This window comes from Pseudomonas sp. TWI929, assembly GCF_039673335.1.
Classification (GTDB): Bacteria; Pseudomonadota; Gammaproteobacteria; order Pseudomonadales; family Pseudomonadaceae; genus Aquipseudomonas.
In genome coordinates, this window is the sequence record NZ_JBDJLK010000015.1 from 16,566 (window position 1) to 35,721 (window position 19,156).

General features: G+C 65.9%; 14 protein-coding genes. 1 reads left to right on the top strand and 13 read right to left on the bottom strand.

Features of this window, described 5'->3' with window-relative positions; all coding sequences use genetic code 11:
- Positions 1–34: 34 nt before the first annotated feature.
- The 7 genes from ABE456_RS09210 to ABE456_RS09240 form a co-directional block, all read right to left on the bottom strand.
- Positions 35–1,003, bottom strand: a complete 969-nt coding sequence (locus tag ABE456_RS09210) for a YCF48-related protein (protein ID WP_346643619.1) — start codon at positions 1,001–1,003, stop codon at positions 35–37.
- 310 nt (positions 1,004–1,313) lie between these two features.
- The gene (locus tag ABE456_RS09215) at positions 1,314–2,258 is read right to left on the bottom strand and encodes an OB-fold domain-containing protein (protein ID WP_346643620.1); all 945 of its coding nucleotides are present in this window, start codon (positions 2,256–2,258) and stop codon (positions 1,314–1,316) included.
- Positions 2,259–2,263: 5 nt separating this feature from the next.
- Complete coding sequence (locus ABE456_RS09220) at positions 2,264–3,475, bottom strand: thiolase family protein (RefSeq protein WP_346643621.1); 1,212 nt, start codon at positions 3,473–3,475, stop codon at positions 2,264–2,266.
- Between the two features lie 49 nt (positions 3,476–3,524).
- Positions 3,525–5,192: a DUF1302 family protein gene (locus ABE456_RS09225; protein ID WP_346643622.1), complete on the bottom strand. Its 1,668-nt coding sequence runs from the start codon at positions 5,190–5,192 to the stop codon at positions 3,525–3,527.
- Positions 5,170–6,324: an MBL fold metallo-hydrolase gene (locus ABE456_RS09230; RefSeq protein WP_346643623.1), complete on the bottom strand. Its 1,155-nt coding sequence runs from the start codon at positions 6,322–6,324 to the stop codon at positions 5,170–5,172. The genes ABE456_RS09225 and ABE456_RS09230 overlap by 23 nt, the downstream gene beginning before the upstream one ends.
- Positions 6,317–8,170 carry a long-chain-acyl-CoA synthetase gene (locus ABE456_RS09235; protein WP_346643624.1) on the bottom strand — a complete coding sequence of 618 codons (1,854 nt, stop codon included), beginning with the start codon at positions 8,168–8,170 and terminating at the stop codon, positions 6,317–6,319. Before ABE456_RS09235 ends, ABE456_RS09230 begins: the two co-directional genes overlap by 8 nt.
- Positions 8,167–9,249 carry an alkene reductase gene (locus ABE456_RS09240; RefSeq protein WP_346643625.1) on the bottom strand — a complete coding sequence of 361 codons (1,083 nt, stop codon included), beginning with the start codon at positions 9,247–9,249 and terminating at the stop codon, positions 8,167–8,169. Before ABE456_RS09240 ends, ABE456_RS09235 begins: the two co-directional genes overlap by 4 nt.
- Positions 9,250–9,488: 239 nt before the next feature.
- Between ABE456_RS09240 and ABE456_RS09245 the strand changes: the two genes are divergently transcribed.
- On the top strand, positions 9,489–10,814 hold the full coding sequence (locus tag ABE456_RS09245) for an MFS transporter (RefSeq protein ID WP_346643626.1): 1,326 nt from the start codon (positions 9,489–9,491) through the stop codon (positions 10,812–10,814).
- A gap of 348 nt (positions 10,815–11,162) precedes the next feature.
- Here ABE456_RS09245 and ABE456_RS09250 read toward each other — a convergent pair whose 3' ends face one another.
- The 6 genes from ABE456_RS09250 to ABE456_RS09275 form a co-directional block, all read right to left on the bottom strand.
- Entirely contained in the window at positions 11,163–12,542 is a 1,380-nt protein-coding gene (locus ABE456_RS09250; RefSeq protein WP_346643627.1) for a DUF1329 domain-containing protein, read from the bottom strand.
- Between the two features lie 87 nt (positions 12,543–12,629).
- Entirely contained in the window at positions 12,630–14,318 is a 1,689-nt protein-coding gene (locus tag ABE456_RS09255; RefSeq protein WP_346643628.1) for a class I adenylate-forming enzyme family protein, read from the bottom strand.
- Positions 14,319–14,340: 22 nt separating this feature from the next.
- Positions 14,341–15,495 (bottom strand): acyl-CoA dehydrogenase family protein, encoded by a 1,155-nt coding sequence (locus ABE456_RS09260; RefSeq protein ID WP_346643629.1) that lies wholly within the window; start codon positions 15,493–15,495, stop codon positions 14,341–14,343.
- The gene (locus ABE456_RS09265; protein WP_346643630.1) at positions 15,492–16,697 is read right to left on the bottom strand and encodes an acyl-CoA dehydrogenase family protein; all 1,206 of its coding nucleotides are present in this window, start codon (positions 16,695–16,697) and stop codon (positions 15,492–15,494) included. The genes ABE456_RS09260 and ABE456_RS09265 overlap by 4 nt, the downstream gene beginning before the upstream one ends.
- 86 nt (positions 16,698–16,783) lie before the next feature.
- Positions 16,784–17,953: an acyl-CoA dehydrogenase family protein gene (locus ABE456_RS09270; protein ID WP_346643631.1), complete on the bottom strand. Its 1,170-nt coding sequence runs from the start codon at positions 17,951–17,953 to the stop codon at positions 16,784–16,786.
- Positions 17,954–17,963: 10 nt separating this feature from the next.
- Positions 17,964–19,142, bottom strand: coding sequence for a lipid-transfer protein (locus tag ABE456_RS09275; RefSeq protein WP_346643632.1), 1,179 nt, complete (start codon positions 19,140–19,142; stop codon positions 17,964–17,966).
- Positions 19,143–19,156: the final 14 nt, after the last annotated feature.

Below are 19,156 nucleotides of genomic sequence, written 5' to 3' on the forward strand. Positions count from 1 at the left end.
GGCACGAGTGTCTGGTTTTTTCATGGTATGCCTCTCATTGGCTCAGCGCGGCAAGGCTGCCCGCACTGGCGTCGAAAACCCCTTGTTCACCGCCCAACAACAGCCGTGAACCCACCATTGCCGCCGAGGTCAAGGTACCGTGCCCGACCAGGCGCGTAGCGCTCTGCAACTCACCGCGCGGGCCCAGGCGCACCAACGAGCCGCCCGCACCGACGATCACCAGCCCACCGCCTGGCAAGCGGGTGTGCCCATAAAGCGGCAGCGTGTTGCCGACTTCGACCTGGCGCCAGTGCTCGCCGAAATCATGACTGACGAACACATGCCCGCGCATGCCGTAGGCCACCCAGTCGTCTTGGCTCAGGCGCACGATGCCGAACAGCGAGCCGCTGTAGAACGCCGGCAGCGTCTGCCACTGCATGCCGCCGTCATGGCTGCGCAGTACCAGGCCCTGCTCGCCGACCAGCATGCGCCGGCCATCGGCGCCACCGTCCATGCCGTTGAGATGGGCGCTGTCGATATCTAGCGTCAAGGCCTGCCAGGTCGCCCCGGCGTTGTCGGACTGGTAGAACTTGCCAAAGCTGCCATAGGCCAGGACGCGCTCACCGCCGGCCGCCCACACGCCCAGCAGCGGTTCGCCTAGCTTGTTGTCGTGGCGCACCTCACGCCAATGCCGGCCGCCATCGTCGGAGCGCAGGATCCAGCCGTCATGGCCGACCGCCAGCAGGCGCTGTGCGTCGAGCGCCACCACGGCGGTCAGGGCCACCTGACGTTGCGGTTCGACCACCGCCTGTTGCCAGCTGATGCCTTGGTCATCGCTGAACAGAATGCTGCCGCGCTCGCCTACCGCCAGCACGCGCGGGCCAAGGTCGAGCAAGGCGTTGACCTGCACCCGGTCGGCACGCAGCGGTTCATCGGCGGGTGCGGCCTCAGGGCGAGGCAGGAAGGTAAAGACGATGGTCAGCCCGACGATCAGGCAGACCAGGTAGCCGATCACCGAGCGCATGGGCGTCGCTCCTGATCGAGGTGCACGTACAACGCAGCCATGGAGCCATTCCTCTTGTTCTTGTCAGGCGGGGGGGCATAGGGATAGTCCGTCGCGGGCGATCGGGAAACATCGTCCAAATGGCTTAAGGTTTGTCTGAATCAGCCTGTCGCTTGCAGGCGCGGGCAAGCCCTCTCCCACAGGTTCTATGCAGCCTTCAAGCCTTGCGCAGTACCTGTGGGAGCGGCTTCAGCCGCGAACACCGGCGCAGCCGGTGCCATACACCGCGTTGAATGCTGCGCGGGTGTGCCCGCCCCCACAGTTACGCCCCTCAACGCTGGTACAGGATCACCAGGTCATTGATCACCGACGGCCGTTCCTGGCCGACCACATGGGTGTTTATCTCCAGGGTCAGCTGAGTACCGCGCTGGTTCAGCTCGACCGCCTTGACCCTGGCCCGGGCATGAATGCGCGAACCGGCCGGCACCGGCGCCGGGAAGCGCAAACGGTCGGAGCCGTAGTTGATCTGCGTGGTAAAGCCGGTGATCTCGAAGCCTAGCGCCAGCTTCAACCGCGACTGCAGCACCTGCACCAGTGCACCATGGGCGATGGTGCCGCCAAATGGGCTGCTGCGCCGGGCACGCTCAGGGTCGGTGTGAATCCAATAGTCGTCACCCGACAGCTGGGCGAAGGCATCGATCAGCGCCTGGTCCACCAGCAGGCTGTTGCTCCAGTCACTGTAATGCTCGCTGACTAGGGCCTGCAGGGCCGCCTGGTCCTGGCAGTCAACCTGCAGGCGCGCCCCAGGGGCCTCGGCTGGTGGCACGTCGTCGACCACAGCCAAAGCTTCCAGGCGGCCGGCATCCTGCTCAAGGCCAGTGAAGCGCAACAGCCGGTTGCCCTTGGCATCGACCTGCGCAAATACCGGCTGCAACGGCATGCCGATGCGGATCTGCCCCTCTTCCAGCCCCACCAGGGTGGTATTGATACGTACCCCTTCGGCCAGCTCCACCACTGCCAGTTTCTGCGGCATTTCATCGATGAAGTCAGGCAGGGTCGGAATGCGCGTCAAGGTGAAGCTGTACAGCGTCGCCTGGCCGCTCACTTCGCGCCACGCCGGGTCCGGTGCCAGGCAGGCCGGGCAGTGCCGACGGGGGTAGAACAGCCATTGTTCACAGGCACCACACTGCTGCACCAGCAGGCGGCGGGCCTTGAGCCCCTCCCAGAACGGTGCCGAGATCTCGGTGGCGACAGGCATCGGTTTGTTGTTCGACATAATCGTTATGCTCCCTGAAGGATCAATGCGCCCTGCTCGCTCATCACGCCGCCGGTACCGGAGACATAGACGCTGTCGCAACGCTGCAGCTGGCGCTCGCCGGCGGCCCCGGCGATCTGCGTGACCGCCTCGATGACCTGCGACATGCCGCCGGCCGAACCGGCCTGGCCGAAGCTGAGTTGGCCGCCGTGGGTGTTCATGGGGAAATCGCCGCGCCAGGTCAGGTCGTGCTCGCGGACGAATGCCATGCCCTCGCCCTTGCCGCAGAAGCCGGCGTCTTCCAGGGTCAGCAAGGCGGTGATGGTGTAGCAGTCGTAGATCTGTGCGGCATCGACATCGCTGGGTTTCAGCCCAGCCATGGCGAAGGCGCGGCGCGAGGCCGGGCCGATTGGCGTATGCACCATGTCCTGGGCGTAGGTCGGCGACTTAAACGCCAGGTGTTCACCAAAACCAGTGATGAACGCCGGGCGCTTGCGGGCACGGGCAGCCAGTTCCTTGTTGGTGATGATCAGTGCCGCACCGCCGGCCACCGGCATGACGATCTCCAGCACATGCAACGGGTCGGCGACCATGCGGCTGGCCAGCACCTGCTCCACGCTCAGCGGCTGGCCGAAGAACATCGCCTGCGGGTTGGCCTGGGCGTTGCTGCGCTGGTCCACGGCGATTTTCGCCAGCGCGCGCGGGTCGTAGCCGTACTGGGCGGCGTAGCGCTGGGCGATCATCGCATAGCCGGTATTCTGGCCCATGTGCCCATAGGGCAGGTCGAATTCCGCCTCTGGCGCACCAAATGCCGTGCTGTGGCCACCAAAGCGCATGGCCCGTGCCATCCAGCCTGGGTCCTCGTCCGGCCCCAAGGGCGCCATGCGCGCCGGCAGTACGCACAGCACCGCCTGGCACAGGCCCAACTCGATGGCCGCGGCGGCGCGCCAGACCATGCCGACCGAGGTGCAACCACCCAGGTCGACCACTTCGGCGAAGTTCAGCCGCAGCCCCAGGTATTCGGCGGCCATGGCCGGGACGAACACCGACGCTTCATGGAACTGCGGCCCGTTGATTACCAGGCCGTCCAGGTCCGAGGCTTGCAGGCCGGCATCGCGCAGGGCCTGGGCGGCCAGGTCGGCGACCTGTTCAAGGTGGAACATCTTCGGTGCCGTGGCGTACTTTTCCGGCTTGTACTGCGCGGTACCGACTATTGCTGCGTGGCCTTTGAGCCCCATGATGCCTCCGAGCCGGCGCCTACCGGCGCCAGCGTTGTCAGGTGATTGGTCAGAAGGTGTATTTCAGCGAGAAGGTGGCGTAGTCACGGTCGGCATACGGGCGCTTGATCGCATCCGGCGAGCCGAGGTAACCGACATAGGTCAGCGCGGCTTCCAGGTTGCCCAGGTACTTGAAGGTGGTGCCTATGCTGATACGGCGGTCGCCCTGCACCCCGGAGATGCTCCCGGACATGGGCGTCGAGCCACTGAACACGTTGGAGAAGCGCACCGGGACTTCCAGATCCCAGCCTTGGAAAACGCCCGGATAACTGAACGATGCGCCGACGGTGTAGGCGCTGGCATCGCGGGAGCGCCAGCCCGTCGCGGTTTTGTAGGTGAAGTCATCGGAAGCTCCAACCAAAGGTCGCAGGCTCGGCAGCAGCGCCACGCCCTGCAGGTTGCCGGCTGGCGAAGTGGCGTCGACGCTGTCGACGCGTACGTGAATGATCTCCCCGGTAAGGGTGGTCTGGCTGGCCCAGGGGCGGTCGCCCAGCACGCGCATGGCCGATATCTGGAACTGCTGACCCTTGCCGCGCGCCGGGGTAGGCCCCAGGCCGGTGCTGACCATCACCGGCGCACCGTCGCGGTACGACCATTCAGCGCCGACCTGGGTGTCGCCGAGCTTGGTCGACGCGCTGATGCCGGTGAGCTTGATGTCTTCGAAGTACTTCACCCGATAGCCGTTGGCGGCGAAGGCGAACAGGCCACCGCCTACCGGCACCGGGCTATAGCCGACCAGGGCGGTGGCCGGGTTCTTGTCGTGGTAGTTGACGTGGAACAGCGACAGCTCCAGCGCCGGTACCGGCCGGTAGCGCAACTGCACACCCCATTGGCCACTGTCGCGCGGCTCGTCGGTGCCACGGTAGGGCACGTTGCCGGTCGGCGTGATGAGGAATTCACGGCCTGGACCGATCACGTCGGTGCCCGACAAATAGCTACCCACCGGAGCCAGCTCGGTGCCCTTCCATTCGTACTGCACGTAGCCGCCGAGGGTGAACTGCGGGTTGAAGCGGTACGACGCCGACACCTGGCCGACCGGCAGCAGTACTTCCTTGACCTCGACGCCAGGTTGCGCCGCCTTGACCGCATCCGAAGGGTTCTGCACCCCGTTGACCCCGGGGTAATACAAGCTTTCGCCCCACGATTCGATATGGCGCCCGGCCTTGACGTCGAGCATCGAGTCGTTGTCGAAGCGCCAGCCACCAAACACATAGGCATCCAGCAGGCGGGAGCGGCCACCGCTGTAGTATTTCGCATCACTGGTGAATTCGTCGTTGTCGCCGGCCTTGTTGACCGTGGCCGGCGAGTTGTTGTCGTTCTTGCGGTGGTAGACGTCGTCGTAGAAGGTACTGGCGCGCACCACGGCGCCGTAGTTGTCCATGCGCATGATCATCTCGCCCAGTGCACCCAGGCGGTTGGTGGTCAGGCTGCCCTGGTTGAAGTTGCGGTCACCGTCGTCGGCGTTCACCCCCATCAGGCGGTCACTGGGCTTGGCCAGGCGCACGCCGATGCCGTAGCTGGTGGTCACCGACCAGTCGATGGTGGCGCCATTGTCGAACTCGATGGTCTCCCCTGCCCAGGCCGATGCCGAGGCCAGGGCAATTGCCGCCGTCAGGCTGGCCAGCGGCAAACCGCGGCAAGCAAGGCCAGTACCGTTATTGTTGTTCTTGTCGATCACACGGACTCTCCTGATGGGCAACCAGTTGGCTGCCAGGAATGTTCAACGTTGCCGTCGAGCCGGGCGCGGCCGCAATTTTCCCCTGCGGGCCACGGCGGTAGCGGTAATGCGCCTGATGGAGTTCGCGCACCAGCAGCCCTTCGGCCATGAGGTAGTTGGCATGGGCCAACGTTTCGCCAAGCGCCATCAGTTCGTCGAAACGACCTGACAGCCTGGGGAACAGCACGGCCATCAGTTCGAGCGCGCTGCGCGGCTCGTCACAGCTGGCCAACATCCGCGACAACTGGGCCTGGTGATGCGCATGCAACTGGTCCAGGCGCGCGTGCAGGTTGTAGAACGGCCGCTCGTGGGCGGGCAGCACCAGTACGCTGTCCGGCAAGCCGCGCAGGTGGTCGAGCGAGGCCAGCCAGTCACGCAGCGGGTCGGCTTCGGGCTCGGTGGCATGCACGCCCACGGTCGGGGTAATGCGTGGCAACACCTGGTCGCCGGCGATCAGCACGCTGCCATCCTCGGCATACAGGCAGGCGTGCTCGGGGGAATGGCCACGGCCGATCACCACGCGCCACTGGCGGCTACCGATGGCCAAACGGTCGCCGTCGCGCAAGCGCCGGTAGCTGTTGAAATGCAACGGGCGGAAGTGGCCGTTCTGGATCAACCGGTACAGCTCGTCGACCTGCTGGTCGGTAAAGCCTGCCTTGAGGTGGAAGTCGCAGAAGTCCCAACCTGGCGCCTGCTCGGGCGGCACCGTCAGGTACAGCGAGCGGTACTCGCTGGCGGTCATGTACACCGGGCAGCGATAGCGCTCGGCGAGCCAGGCTGCCACCCCGGCATGGTCGGAATGGTAGTGGGTGCAGATCACCGCCAGCACCGGCTGGCAGGCGAACAACCCGGCAAATACCCGCTCCCACACTTCACGGGTTTGCGCGGTGTTCATGCCGCTGTCCACCACCACCCAGCCGTCGCCATGGCGCAGCAGGTACAGGTTGATGTGGTCGAGGCGGAACGGCAGCGGCATGCGCAGCCACCACACCCCGTCCAGCACCTCCCGCCACTCGCCGCTGCCTTGCGCCTGCGGCCAGGGGTAGCGCAGGCCGCCCTCCAGCGCGTGGCCGTTGCCGTCGAGTTCAACCATGCTGGCCACCGATGAATGCTGGCAGGCCCACCTGCGCCAGCACCTCCACGGAATAGGGCTGGTAGCTGCGGCTGTTTTCGTCGCGGATGAACAGCGGGTCGGCGCAGGCCTGCGGGCAATAACCCTGGCGCTGCAAGTCGACCTTGCGCAACTTGAAGGTGCTGGTCAGGTCCGCCGCCGCACTCACCCGCACGAACATTGGCGCGGCATAGCGCGGCAGGCGTGCCTCGGTCAGCTGGTACAACGCCTGCGGGTCGAACACCTGGCCTGGCTGCATCAGCACTGCGGCCATGCCCGCCCTGCCCTCGTGCTCCGGCACCTGCACGCCGTAGACGTTGATCAGCTCAAGGCCCGGCAGGTCGCTGAGGGCGTCGGCCACCTCCTGGGTGGAGACGTTCTCGCTTTTCCAGCGGAAGGTATCGCCGATGCGGTCGACAAAGTAGCAGTAGCCGTCGGCATCCTGGCGCAGCAGGTCGCCCGAGCTCCACCAGGCATCGCCTGCCTGCAGGACATCGCGGCGGATCTTGCTTTCGGTGGCGGCAGCGCAGGTGTAGCCCTCGAAGCGACCACCGCCGATGTCCGGGTGGTCGACGATAAAGCCCATTGCCTCGCCCACTTCGCCAACCTCGCACAGCTGGTAGAAGCCGTTTTCGTCGCGCGGGTGGCAATCGTTCTCTACGTCGTAGCGCACCAGGCGCAGGTTGGTGCGGCTCCAGTCTGGTACCCGACCGCACGAGCCGAGGTAGTTGTCGACGTTGATCAGATTGGTATTGGCCTCGGTGGCCCCCCAACCTTCGAACACCTGGATAGGCCCGAAACGCTCGACCCAACGCTGCCAGGCGTCACCCGACAGGCCGGCACCGAGCATGCAGCGCAGGCTGTGCTCACGTTCGCCGGGCTGCTCCGGGCGGTTGAGCAGGTAGCGGCAGATTTCGCCGATGTACTGGAATACGCTGATGCGATGGCGGGCAACATCGCTCCAGAACTCGCGCACGCTGAACTTGCGCCGCACCACGATGCTTGCACCGACGCGCAGGGCGGTGGACGTGACCGACGTGGCAGCGGCGCCGTGATACAGCGGCAGGCAGCAATAAAAGACGTCATCGGCCGTAGCCTGCAAGGTCACTTCCATCACATCACCCGACGACATCCAGCGCATGTGGCTGTAGCGTGCGGCCTTGGGCAGGCCGGTGGTGCCCGAGGTGAAGATCAGCAGCGTCGGTGCCTGCGCTTCGATATTCGCACGCAGCTCACGCGGGAAGCGGCTGTGCGGGGCTGCAGCCAGGTCGCCGGCGAAGGCCGTGTCGATACCGCTCGGCAGCGGGCCGGACCACGGCTGCTCGGCGTCGTTGACCAGCCACACGGGCAGTTGCGGCAAGTCTGCAGTGGCCTGCAGGCTGCCCAGGCACTCTTCGCCCACCACCAAGGCCTTGGCGCCGGTGGTTTGCAAAGCGTGCAGCAAGGGTTTGCCAGATACCTGGGTGTTGATGAAGGCCACTACGACCCCAAGCTTGACCAAGCCGAACCAGCAAGCAAAGAACGCCGGGCGGTTTTCCATCAGCAAGGCACACACATCACCGGGGCGCAGGCCCCGGGCCTGGCAGGCATGGGCCATCTGGTCGGCCAGGCTGTCGACTTCGGCGTAGCTCAGTACCTGCTCGCCATAGATCAGGAACGGCCGCTCGGCGTGGGTATCGGCCTGCGCCTCCAGGCGATCGGCCAAGGTATGGAGGTCGCGAGGTTTGATCAGCGCACTGGCAGCGCTGCGCAGGTCGAGCAATGCCTGGGTCTGCTCGCGGCTGACCGGCTGCTGGGCCACGGCAGTCAGATTTTGCGGCAGGTTCATGGCGTCACCTCCGCGCTGGCCTGCCAGCTGGGGTAATCGCTGTAGCCCCTTGCCCCTGAGGTGTAGAGGGTCTTGCGGTCAAAGCCGGCCAGCGGCCGACCGTGGCGCAACCGCTCGACCAAGTCCGGGTTGCCGATGAAGTGCCGGCCAAAGGACACCGCCGCGCCCTCGCCCGCCTGCAGTGCCGCACACGCCGAAGCGCCGTCGAAGCCATCGTTGAGGATCAGTGCCTGGCGGCTGTGCTGGCGCGCCAGGGCGAAGGCATCGAGGTCGGCCAGGGGCGAACGCATGACGTGCAGGTAGGCCAGGTTCAATGGCGCTACCGCCGCGCACAGTGCCGCACTGGTCACGGCTGGCTCGCTGTCGTCGATGTCGTTGTAAGGGTTGCCGGGGCACAGGCGCAGGCCCACTCGCCCGGCGCCAATCGCCGCAGCCATGGCTTCGAGCACCTCCTTGGCGAAGCGCACCCGGTTGCCGGCATCGCCGCCATATTCATCGCTGCGCTGGTTGCTGCTGGCAGCCATGAACTGCATCGGCAGGTAGCCGCTGGTGCAATGCAGCTCGACGCCATCGAAGCCGGCTTCACGGGCATTCAGCGCGGCCTGGCGGTAGTCGTCGATCACGCCAGCGATACCTTCGACAGTCAGCGCCTCGGGCAGCTCGGTGTCGACCATGCCGGCAGCATCGCTGAACAGCTGGGTACGCGCGCGAATCGCCGAGGGCGCCACCGTCGCTGCGCCCTGCGGCTTGTTATGACGGCTGGCGGCACGCCCCACATGCATCAGTTGCAGTACCATGCGCCCGCCCTCGGCGTGCACGGCGCGGGTCACCTGGCGCCAGGCGACAATCTGTTCGGCGGAGTAGATCGCCGGGGTGCGGCAGTAGCCCAGGCCACTGGCCGAAGGCGCGGTGCCCTCGGCCACGATCAGCCCGGCACTGGCACGCTGGCGGTAGTAGGCAACCATGTCGCTGCCCGGTACGCCTTGGCTGTCGGCACGGCTGCGGGTCATCGGGGCCATGACGATGCGGTTGGCCAACTGCAGTTCGCCCAGCCGCACAGGCTCGAACAAGATGCTCATTTCAGCTCCTTCACTCTTCTTGTTACCGGTGTGCAAGGGGCGCGAAACACCGGGCATGGGCTGAATGATTCACCCTGGGCAGGTGCGAAACATCGTCCGTCGAGACTAGTCTTGCGCTGCCTGGCCAACGCCCGGCGAGGCGCACGCCGGCGCGGCGAAACTGGTCTGAACAGACGATGAAATCGCGCCAGGATGCGTCGAGCATCGTGCGCACCTAAAACAAGAAGCGGAGCCGTACAGTGAACCCATCCCCTCCCGTGACCTGGCGTACCCACTACGCCTTGCTGGTGCTGGCCAGCATCTACGTGTTCAACTACATTGACCGCCAGCTGATGGCGATCCTGATCGAACCGGTAAAACTCGAGTTCGGCATTTCCGACACGGGTATCGGGCTACTCTCGGGCGTGACCTTCGCCGTGTTCTACACCGTGTTCGGCCTACCCCTGGGGCGGCTGTCGGACCGCATCGGGCGCAAGCCGGTTATTGCCTTCAGTTGCATGGCCTGGAGCCTGATGACCATGCTCTGCGGCATGGCCAGCAACTTCTTTACCCTGGTCCTGGCGCGCATTGGCGTGGCCATTGGCGAGGCTGGCGGCACCGCGCCGTCGGTGGCGATGGTCTCCGACCTTTACCCGCCACAGCGCCGCTCCACGGCCCTGGCAGTACTGATGCTTGGCTCAAGCCTGGGCGCCATCGTCGGCCTGGGCCTGGGTGGCTGGATTGCCCAGCAGCATGGCTGGCGTTATGCGTTCCTGCTGATCGGTGCGCCTGGCATCTTCCTTGGCTTGTTGCTGTTGCTGACCGTGCGCACACCGGCGCCCGTCAGGTTGCAGCAGGCCAGTGCCGTGGCGAGCGAAGGCTGGCTGCAGACCCTGGTCGAGCTGCTGCGTATGCCATCGTTCCCGTGGCTGGTGATGACTGGCGGCGCAGCGGCGATCGCCGGCTACGCCATCGGCACCTGGAGCCCGAGCTTCCTGATTCGCTCCCACGGCCTGAACATGCAGCAAGCGGGCTTCCTGGTGGGCGTGATCGGTGGTACCGGCTCGACCATCGGCACCCTGGTGTGCGGCATACTCACCGACCGCCTGGCCCGGCGTGATGTTGGCTGGCAGATTGGCGTGCCGTTGCTGGGCACATTGCTGAGCATTCCGTTTGCCCTGGCCTACTTCCTGTGGCCGCAGGGTATTGCCTTTTACATTGGCGACACGCCGGTGCCACAGGCGTTCCTGTTCTACAGTGCGTTCGGCTTCTTTGGGGTGTGGTGGGCGACGCCGTGCCTGGGGGCGATCACTCATTTGTTCCCGGCGAATCGACTGGCACAGGCCACGGCGATCTTTGTCATGGCCATGACCTTGCTGGGGGTTGGACTGGGGCCGTTGTTGATCGGGATGCTGAGTGACCTGTTCCTGCCGAGGTTGCAGGGGGAGTCGCTGCGGTATGCGTTGGCAGCTTCGGTGGTGTTGCTGGTGTTGGCGGCGGTGTTCTTGGCTATTGCGTTGCCGCGGTATCGGGCGCAGATCAAGGGGTTGGCGGGCGGCAAGGTGGTTGGCGCGGTGGCGGTGTAGGGGCCGGGGGCCTGCCTCGAGACATTCAGCGCCTGTGAGATCGAGCGCCATCGCGGGCAAGCCCGCTCCTACATTTGTTGCAGCGTGCCGAACCTGTAATGCCATGGTTGCCAGCTCTGGCGCATGACTTGAGCCGTGCAAACCGGCTGACAACCATGGCCTCACAGGCATGGCCACGTTGCAACAAATGTAGGAGTGGGCTTGCCCGCGATGCGCCGCGCGGGCGGCGCTCGATTTATGCCCCCCCTGCAAATCCCAAGACAGGCACCCAACATCACACAAACATGAAAAAGGCCTGGCGGGGTAACCCTGCCAGGCCTCATTCACTTCCGAGCAACTATCAGCCCATCAACGCCCAATCGCCCGTGCGGCATCGGCGGTGTACATGTCCGGCGTAAACTTGCTCTCGTTCAGAATCGGCCCCTTCTTCGCCTCGTTGGTCATCCCGTAGCCGGTGTACTGCCCCGAGTTCAGGTCCATGAAGAACTGCGAACCGGCCTGCCAGCCACTCATGTCCGGGTGGTAGTAGTAGTTGATCATGGCGTGCTTCCACAGCTGCCCACGGGCATCGTAGTTGTCGGCCATCACCGCGTTCCAGGTGTCTTCGTCGATGAACAACACACGCTTGCCGTACACATGGCGGTAGCCTTCCTTGAGGTCGGCCTCCACCACCCACACCCGGCGCAGCTCATAACGCATGAACTCGGGGTTGGGATGGTTGGGCGTCAGCAGCTCGGCATACTTGACGGTACCGGCGTTGGCCTTGAAGGCGTTGGCCGGGCTGTAGATCTCGCGCTTGCCCAGCAGCTTCCAGGTGTAACGCTCCGGCGCGCCATTGAACAGGCGGTCCTCGTCCACCGTCATGGTGCCGTTGGTGCCGATCATCGGTTGGTCGTAGCCATACCCTGGCATCTGCCGCACGCGCCGGGTCGACGGGCTGTAGGCCCAGGCCTGGCGCGCAGAGGTGACGAAGTTGTAGGGCTCGTGGGCAATGCTGATCACACCGTTGTCACGGGCCGGCTTGAGCGTGGTGTTGTAGCTCATCGCCTGGATCATGTCGGAGGTTTTCGGCTCCACGGTCGGTGAGTTGGCCTGCGACAAGTTGCGCGCATGGGCGCGGCCCCAGCCAATGCTGCCGTTGGGCAGTACCGAGGCGAGGTCGGAGATTTTCTCCTCGGTGTAGGCGCGTGCCGGCAACTGGTGGTTCCACAGCACTTCCATGCCGTTCTTGGGAATCGGGAACGGCACCTGGCCCAGGCCCTCGACGCCTAGCCCGTCGTTCACCAGCTGCGCATGCAGGGCATTGTCGGCCACCCGGCGGCACACGTAGTCGGGGTAACGGAAGTCACGGTGCCCCGGGTAGATGTTCATCTTGTAGCTGGCCGGGTATTTCTTCAGCAGCGCCTTCTGCCCTTCGGTCAGATGCTCGGCGTACTGGTCCATGTTCTGCGCAGTGATCACAAGGATCGGCTTTTCATCGGCATACGGGTCCACCGGCTGGTCACCGGAGAACTTGACGTGGTTCCAACCCGGCACCTGGCCCAGGTACTTGCCGGTGTACGGCGGGATGGTGCCCGCCGCATTGCCGGCCTGCTCGGCGCCGACGCAGGTCAGGTCCTTGCCAAGCCGGGCGGCTTCTTCCGGCGACACGGCGGCGTAGGCCCCGGTTATAAGACCTGTGTTGAGGGACAGAGCGGCTGCGAGTATCACACCTGTTGTTGTTTTCATGTACTGCCTCCTTCGCTGATAAGGCTTGTGGTATGGCTTCATTGTTCCGGTTCCAGCCGGCACGGCATCGTCCGGAGGGACTAACAATCACGCGCTGCCCAGGCGTGCCTTGAGTTCGGCCTTGAGCACCTTGCCGGTGGCATTGCGTGGTAGTGGCTGATCGACGCGGTAGACCTGGGCCGGCACCTTGTAGGCCGCCAGCCGTTCGGCGATGAACGTGCGCACCTGCTCGTCCGCCGGCAGGCTGGCCGCCGCGCCATGGATCGCCAGCGCCACCACTTCACCGAACAACGGGTGGTCGACGGCGAACGCCGCCGCTTCCAGCACCCCGGGCATGTCGCTGACGCAGGTTTCGATCTCCACCGCCGAGATCTTCTCGCCACCGCGGTTGATCAAGTCCTTGACCCGCCCGCTGATGCACAGGAAGCCCTGTTCGTCGAGGTAGCCGAGGTCGCCGGTGTCCAGCCAGCCGTAGCGCAGGGTTTGCTGGCTGGCCTCGGCGAGGTTCCAGTAGCCCTCCATCAAGGTCGGCGAGCGCAGCCAGATCAACCCTTCGCGGCCGGCAGGCAGTGGTTGCGACGGGTCGTCACCGATACACACGTCAACGATCGGCAACGGCCAGCCCGCTGCCGCCGGCCGGTAGGCGAACAGATCGCCGCCAATCGCCGCGCCGATGCCATTGCTTTCGGTCAGGCCGTAGCCACTGCCGGCGATCACCTGTGGCTTGCGCCCGAGCATTTCGTCCAGCAGGCCGGCCGAGGATGCACCGCCGCCCAGGCCGAGGCCGAACAGGCTGGCGGTGTCACTGCCGCCATAACGTGGCGATGCCAGCAGCTGCTGCATCATCAGTGGCGCACCATTGAACTGGGTGCAGCGCTCGTCACGGATCAGGTCCAGCGCTTGCTCGGCGTCCCACTTGTACATCAGCAGCAAGCGCCGGCCGCCGCGCAAGGCCGAGAGGAACTGCGCGTGCAGGCCACTGACGTGGAACAGCGGCACCGCCATCAAGGTGCTCGAGGCAAAGCCACTGCCGAGCATGCCGGCGATCCTTTCGGGCGATGTCAGCGCACAGAACGCGCCCTGGAACTCCAGCGCGGTCAACGCCTGGCAAATCGCCCGGTGGCTGGACAACACGCCCTTGGCCCGGCTGGTGGTACCGGAGGTATAGAGAATCAGCGCGGGCGCCTGCGGCTCGATGTCCAAGGCCGCCAGCGGCAGCGGCTCGGCCGCCAGCAGGTCCTCGTAGCGCAGGCAATGCGCGGGCAGCCCTGCGTCGGCGGCACGCCCGACCACGATAAAGGTGCGCCCACTCGCCGCCAGGTCGCCTTGCAGCAAAGCCAGGCGCGGCTCGTCGCCGATCAACAGGCGCGCACCGCTGTCCTCCACGCCATGCAGCAATTCATCATGCAGGCCCCAGCTGTTGAGCGGCACGCACACCGCCCCGCAACGCTGGATGGCGGCGAATGCCACCAGCCAGGCCGGCTGGTTGCGCATGGCAATCGCCACCCGCTCGCCGGGGCGCAGGCCCAGCGGGCCAGCCAACTGCCCGGCCAGCCGGTCGACAGCGTCGAAATAGGCGGCGAAGCTCAGGCGCTGCTGTTGCCAGACGACAAACTCCTTGTCGCCATGCACCCGTGCAGCGTCGATCACCTGCAACAGGTTGCGCGGCGCCTGGCGGAAGTAACGCGGGCCACCATCGGCCGGGGTCATCATTTCGAAAGGCGAGCCAGGGGCAAGCAGCTGCTCCCAGGCCTGTCGCCAACGGTCAATGCTCATCAGGGTTCTCCAGCCGCTGCGCTCAGGCGCAGGCCTCGTCAAGGGCCGCATAACGTTCGCAATGGAAGTCGCGATCACCCAGGCAGGCCTGGGCCACCCGCACCCGCTTGAGGTACAGGCCGACATCCAGCTCGTCGGTCACGCCAATGCCGCCATGCATCTGCACCGCTTCGTTGGCGACTTTCAGCGCGGTATCGCCGGCCTTCCACTTGGCCAGGCTGACCAGCCGCCCACGTTGGGCCGGGGCCAGTTGCGCTTCATCCAGTGCTGCCAACCCAGCCATCACCGCACTGCGCGCCAGGGCCAGGTCGGTGTACAGTTTTGCGGCGCGGTGCTGCAGGGCCTGGAACGAGCCGATCGGCACGTCGAACTGCACGCGGGTCTTGAGGTACTCCACGGTGGTTTCGAACAGTTGCTGCGCAGCGCCCAGCAGTTCCGCCGCCAGGCACGCCCGGCCACGGTCCAGCACAGCGTCCAGCACTGCCCAGGCACCGCCGGCCACACCCAACAGCGCCTCGCGGCCCAGGCGTACCTGGTCGAGTTGCAAGCGCCCGCTGTTGCGCGAGTCGATCATCGGCAGCACGCTGCACTGCACGCCTGGGGTATCGGCCGGCACCAGGAACAAGCTGATGCCCTGCTCCTCACCCGGCTGGCCGGCGGTACGCGCCGCCACCACGTAGGCATCGGCAGCCACGCCGTCGATAACCCAGAACTTTTCCCCCGTGAGGCGGAAGCCGTCGCCGTCGGCCACCGCCGCAAGGGCGACGTCGCGGGGGCGATGGCGGCCACTCTCCTCCAGTGCCAGGGCCAGGCGCCGCTCACCGCGAATCGCTGGCTGCAACCATTGCTCCTGCTGCGGGGCCGAACCGGCAAGCGCCAGCAGCGAGCCGGCCAGCACCACGCTGGACAACAGTGGCGTCGCCGACAGGTGCTGGCCCTTGGCTTCGAAGATCGGCCCCAGGCCCATGCATCCAAAATCCAGCCCGCCGAGGTGCGGCGCAAACGGGATCGCGCTCCAGCCCAGCTCCACCGCCTCGCGCCACAGCTGGGTGTCGAAGCCTTGCGCCACGCCCTGGTCACGCAGGCGCCGTTGTGCCGCGACCGGGCTGCGCGCGGCCAGGAAGTCGCGGGCACTGTCGGCCAGCAGGCGTTGCTCGTTGTTGTAACGCAGGTTCATGCCGATACTCCTTTCTTGCCGTCGGGCAGGCCCAGCACGCGCTTGGCGATGACATTGAGCTGCACCTCCGAAGCCCCGCCGGAAATGGTCAGGGCATAGCTGTTGAGCCAGGCGCGGGTCACCGCCAGTTCGCACTCGCTGAAGCCCGGCTGCTGCCAGCCAAGGCCATGGCCGCCCATGGCATCGAGCAGCACCTCGAACTTGTCGCGCTCCTGCTCGGTGTGCAGCAGTTTCATGATCGCCATCAGGCCACTGATGTCGTCGCCACTACGCCCCTCCTCGGCCATGCGCTGCACCGTCAGGCCATAGGCGTGCTCGTCCATCGCGCGGGCCACCGCCCGCGCCTGCAAGGCCAGTTCGCCCTGGCTGGCTGGCCGTGGCAGGTATTCGCGCAGCAGCGCCAGCAGGTCGAAGTGCGAAGGCAGGCTGAACTCGCCGAACTTGGACATGGCCTTGCGTTCGTGCTGCAGCAGGTATTTGCCGAGGTTCCAACCGCCATTGAGCGGGCCGATCAGCTGGCTCTTGGGCACTTTCACCGCGTCGAAGAAGACTTGGCAGAACGCCGACTTGCCACTGATCAGGTCGATTGGCACCGGCTTTACCCCGGGGCTGCGCATGTCCAGCACGATCAGGCTGATGCCCTCGTGCTTGGGCGCCTGGTTGTCGGTGCGCACCAGCGCATACATCCAGTCGGACTTGTCGCCGTAGGACGTCCAGATCTTGCTGCCATCGACCACGAAGTGGTCGCCTGCGTCACGCGCGGCCATCTTCAGGCTGGCGAGGTCGGAGCCGGCGTTGGGCTCGGAAAAGCCCTGGCACCAGCGCACTTCACCGCGCGCCATGGGCGGCAGCAGGCTGCGCTTCTGCTCCTCGCTGCCGTAGGCCAGCAGCACTGGCCCGAGCATCCAGATGCCGAGGTTGATCTGCGGTGGCCGGCACTTGAGGCGGCGCATTTCACTTTCCAGCACCGCCACGTGCTCGGCATCCAGGCCAGCACCGCCGTAGGCTTCAGGCCATTCGGGACAGAACCAGCGCTTGTCGCGCATGCGCTCGAACCACAGGCGCGCATCGTCATTGGGGAACTGCGGCTGGCTGGCGCCCCAGACCACATCGCCTTCGCCCATGGCGGTACGCATCGATTGCGGGCAGTTGGCCTCCAGCCAGGCACGGGTGTCGTGCCGGAATTGCTCTATCGTGCTCATCGGATGCAACCCTCGGCCTGGCCCCGGTCAGCGCCGGGGCGGGGCCTTTCGTTGTCGTTGTTGTGGGTGAACCGAGCGCTACTGGCTCAGCGCTGGGTGCGCGGCATGCCCAGGCCAAACTGGGCAATCAGCTCGCGCTGGATTTCATTGGTGCCGCCGCCGAAGGTCACGGTGACCGAGGCACGCAGCTCATACTCCAGGTCGCCGTGCAGCGCCGCCGCGGCGGAACCGCCGCGAACCACGCCATTGGCGCCGACGATGGCCGATAGCCGGCGCAGGATCTCGATGGCCGACTCCGAGCCGTAGACCTTGGTGGTGGAGCTCAACGCCACGTCCATGTGCTCGCGCTCCAGGTTGGCGGCAATGCGCAGGTTGATCAGGCGCATGGCCTCCAGGCGGGCGTAGCACTCGGCCAGCGAGCTGCGCACCCAGGCCTTGTCCATCGCCCGACGCCCCTGCTCGTCACGCGCCTTGGCCCACAGGTAGACGCGGCTGAACAGCCCGGCGACCTTGTCCGACCAGGAGCCCAGGCCCAGGCGCTCGTGGTTGAGTTGCGCGGTGATCAGCTTCCAGCCGCCATGCAGCTCGCCGACCAGCATGTCCTTGGGCACCCGCACGTTGTCGTAGTAGGTGGCGGCGGTCGGGTTGCTGGTGGTCGGGATCACCGTGCTGGCGAACCCCGGCAGGCGGGTGTCGAGGATCAGGATCGACACGCCTTTGTGCCGCGCCTGGCTCGGGTCGGTGCGTGCGGCCAGCCAGATGAAGTCTGCCGATTCGGCGCCCGAGGTCCACAGCTTGTTGCCGTTGACCACGAAGTGCTCGCCATCCAGGCGTGCGCTGGTTCTCAGCACCGCCAGGTCGCTGCCGGCATCGGGTTCGGAATAGCCGATGGCGAACATGATTTCGCCAGCGGCAATGCCCGGCAGAAAACGCTCCTTCTGCGCCGCGCTGCCGTGCTCCATCAATGCCGGGCCCACCGTGCTGATGGTCACGAACGGCAGCGGTGCCCCGGCGATGTTGGCCTCCTCGAAGAAGATCAACTGCTCGGTGGCGGCATAGCCCTGGCCGCCATGGGCCTTGGGCCAACCCACCGCCAGCCAGCCATCGCGGCCCATCTGGCGCACAGTCTGGCGGTACAGCTCGCCGCCTTCCTGGCCGCGCAGGCGCTCGCGCAGCTCGGGGGTCATCAGGGCCTGGAAGTAGTCGCGCACCTGGCGGCGCAGCGCATGTTGCTCGGGGGTGAGATCGACGAACATGCTGCGCTCCTCAGGCCGCGCCAAGAATCAGGCCGCTGGTGGGCACGCCAGTACCGGCGGTGACCAGCACGTTCTCAACGTCCGCCACCTGGTTGACCGCCGTACCACGTACCTGGCGCACCGCCTCGGCCACGCCGTTCATGCCGTGGATGTAGGCCTCGCCCAGCTGCCCGCCGTGGGTGTTGATCGGCAGCTTGCCGCCGCGGGCATGGTGCCCGGCGCGGATGAATTCCTTGGCCTCGCCACGGCGGGCAAAGCCGAACTCCTCCAGCTGCGGCAACACGAACGGGGTGAAGTGGTCGTAGATAACGGCCGTTTGCAACGCCTCGGGGCCGAGCCCGGACTGGCGATACAGCTCCTTGGCGACCACGCCCATTTCCGGCAGGCCGGTGATGTCGTCGCGGTAGAACGAGGTCATACTCTGCTGGCCCTGGGTGATGCCCTGGGAGCCGGCCTTGATGGTTACTGGCTTCTGCCGCAGGTCGCGGGCACGTTCGGCCGAGGTGATGACCATGGCCACCGCGCCATCGGACTCCTGGCAGCAATCGAGCAGGTGCAGCGGCTCGCAGATCCAACGCGAGGCCTGATGCTCTTCCAGGGTAATCGGCTTGCCATGGAAGAACGCCTTCGGGTTGCTTGCAGCGAAGTCCCGCGCGGCCACCGCCACCCGGCCAAAGTCCTCGGAGGTGGCGCCATAGGTGTGCATGTAGCGCTGGGCGAACATGCCGACCCAGGCGGCCGGGGTATGGAAGCCGTGCGGCATGTACCAGCCGTAGTTGACGTTGTCGAAGATCGGCGTGGCGGCAAAGCCGTAGCTACCGCTGCCAAAGCGGTACCAGGAGCGTTCGTTCATTGCCCGGTACACCACCACCACCTTGGCCACGCCGGTGGCCACCGCCATTGCCGCATGCATGATCGGGGCGCAGGCAGCGCCACCGCCGTGGGGCACCTGGGAGAAGAACTTGACGTCCTTGCAGCCCAGCAGGCGGGCGATTTCGTACTCCGGGACCTTGTCCACCGAATAGGAGCTGAAGCCCTCTACTTCCGACGGGTCGATGCCGGCGTCACGCAGCGCCTCCAGGGTGGCTTCAAGGGCCAGGCGCAGCTCGGTGCGCCCGGAGTTCTTGGAAAACTCGGTGGCGCCCAGCCCGACAATGGCGGCGCGCCCGGAAATAGAAAGGTTGTTCATGCTGCCTCCGCTGG

What these genes read in the sequence shown, in the direction of transcription:
- ABE456_RS09210 (WP_346643619.1), bottom strand. Translation starts at nt 1,003, where the DNA reads ATGCGCTCGGTGATCGGCTACCTGGTCTGCCTGATCGTCGGGCTGACC.
- ABE456_RS09215 (WP_346643620.1), bottom strand. Translation starts at nt 2,258, where the DNA reads ATGTCGAACAACAAACCGATGCCTGTCGCCACCGAGATCTCGGCACCG.
- ABE456_RS09220 (WP_346643621.1), bottom strand. Translation starts at nt 3,475, where the DNA reads ATGGGGCTCAAAGGCCACGCAGCAATAGTCGGTACCGCGCAGTACAAG.
- ABE456_RS09230 (WP_346643623.1), bottom strand. Translation starts at nt 6,324, where the DNA reads ATGGTTGAACTCGACGGCAACGGCCACGCGCTGGAGGGCGGCCTGCGC.
- ABE456_RS09235 (WP_346643624.1), bottom strand. Translation starts at nt 8,170, where the DNA reads ATGAACCTGCCGCAAAATCTGACTGCCGTGGCCCAGCAGCCGGTCAGC.
- ABE456_RS09240 (WP_346643625.1), bottom strand. Translation starts at nt 9,249, where the DNA reads ATGAGCATCTTGTTCGAGCCTGTGCGGCTGGGCGAACTGCAGTTGGCC.
- ABE456_RS09250 (WP_346643627.1), bottom strand. Translation starts at nt 12,542, where the DNA reads ATGAAAACAACAACAGGTGTGATACTCGCAGCCGCTCTGTCCCTCAAC.
- ABE456_RS09255 (WP_346643628.1), bottom strand. Translation starts at nt 14,318, where the DNA reads ATGAGCATTGACCGTTGGCGACAGGCCTGGGAGCAGCTGCTTGCCCCT.
- ABE456_RS09260 (WP_346643629.1), bottom strand. Translation starts at nt 15,495, where the DNA reads ATGAACCTGCGTTACAACAACGAGCAACGCCTGCTGGCCGACAGTGCC.
- ABE456_RS09265 (WP_346643630.1), bottom strand. Translation starts at nt 16,697, where the DNA reads ATGAGCACGATAGAGCAATTCCGGCACGACACCCGTGCCTGGCTGGAG.
- ABE456_RS09270 (WP_346643631.1), bottom strand. Translation starts at nt 17,953, where the DNA reads ATGTTCGTCGATCTCACCCCCGAGCAACATGCGCTGCGCCGCCAGGTG.
- ABE456_RS09275 (WP_346643632.1), bottom strand. Translation starts at nt 19,142, where the DNA reads ATGAACAACCTTTCTATTTCCGGGCGCGCCGCCATTGTCGGGCTGGGC.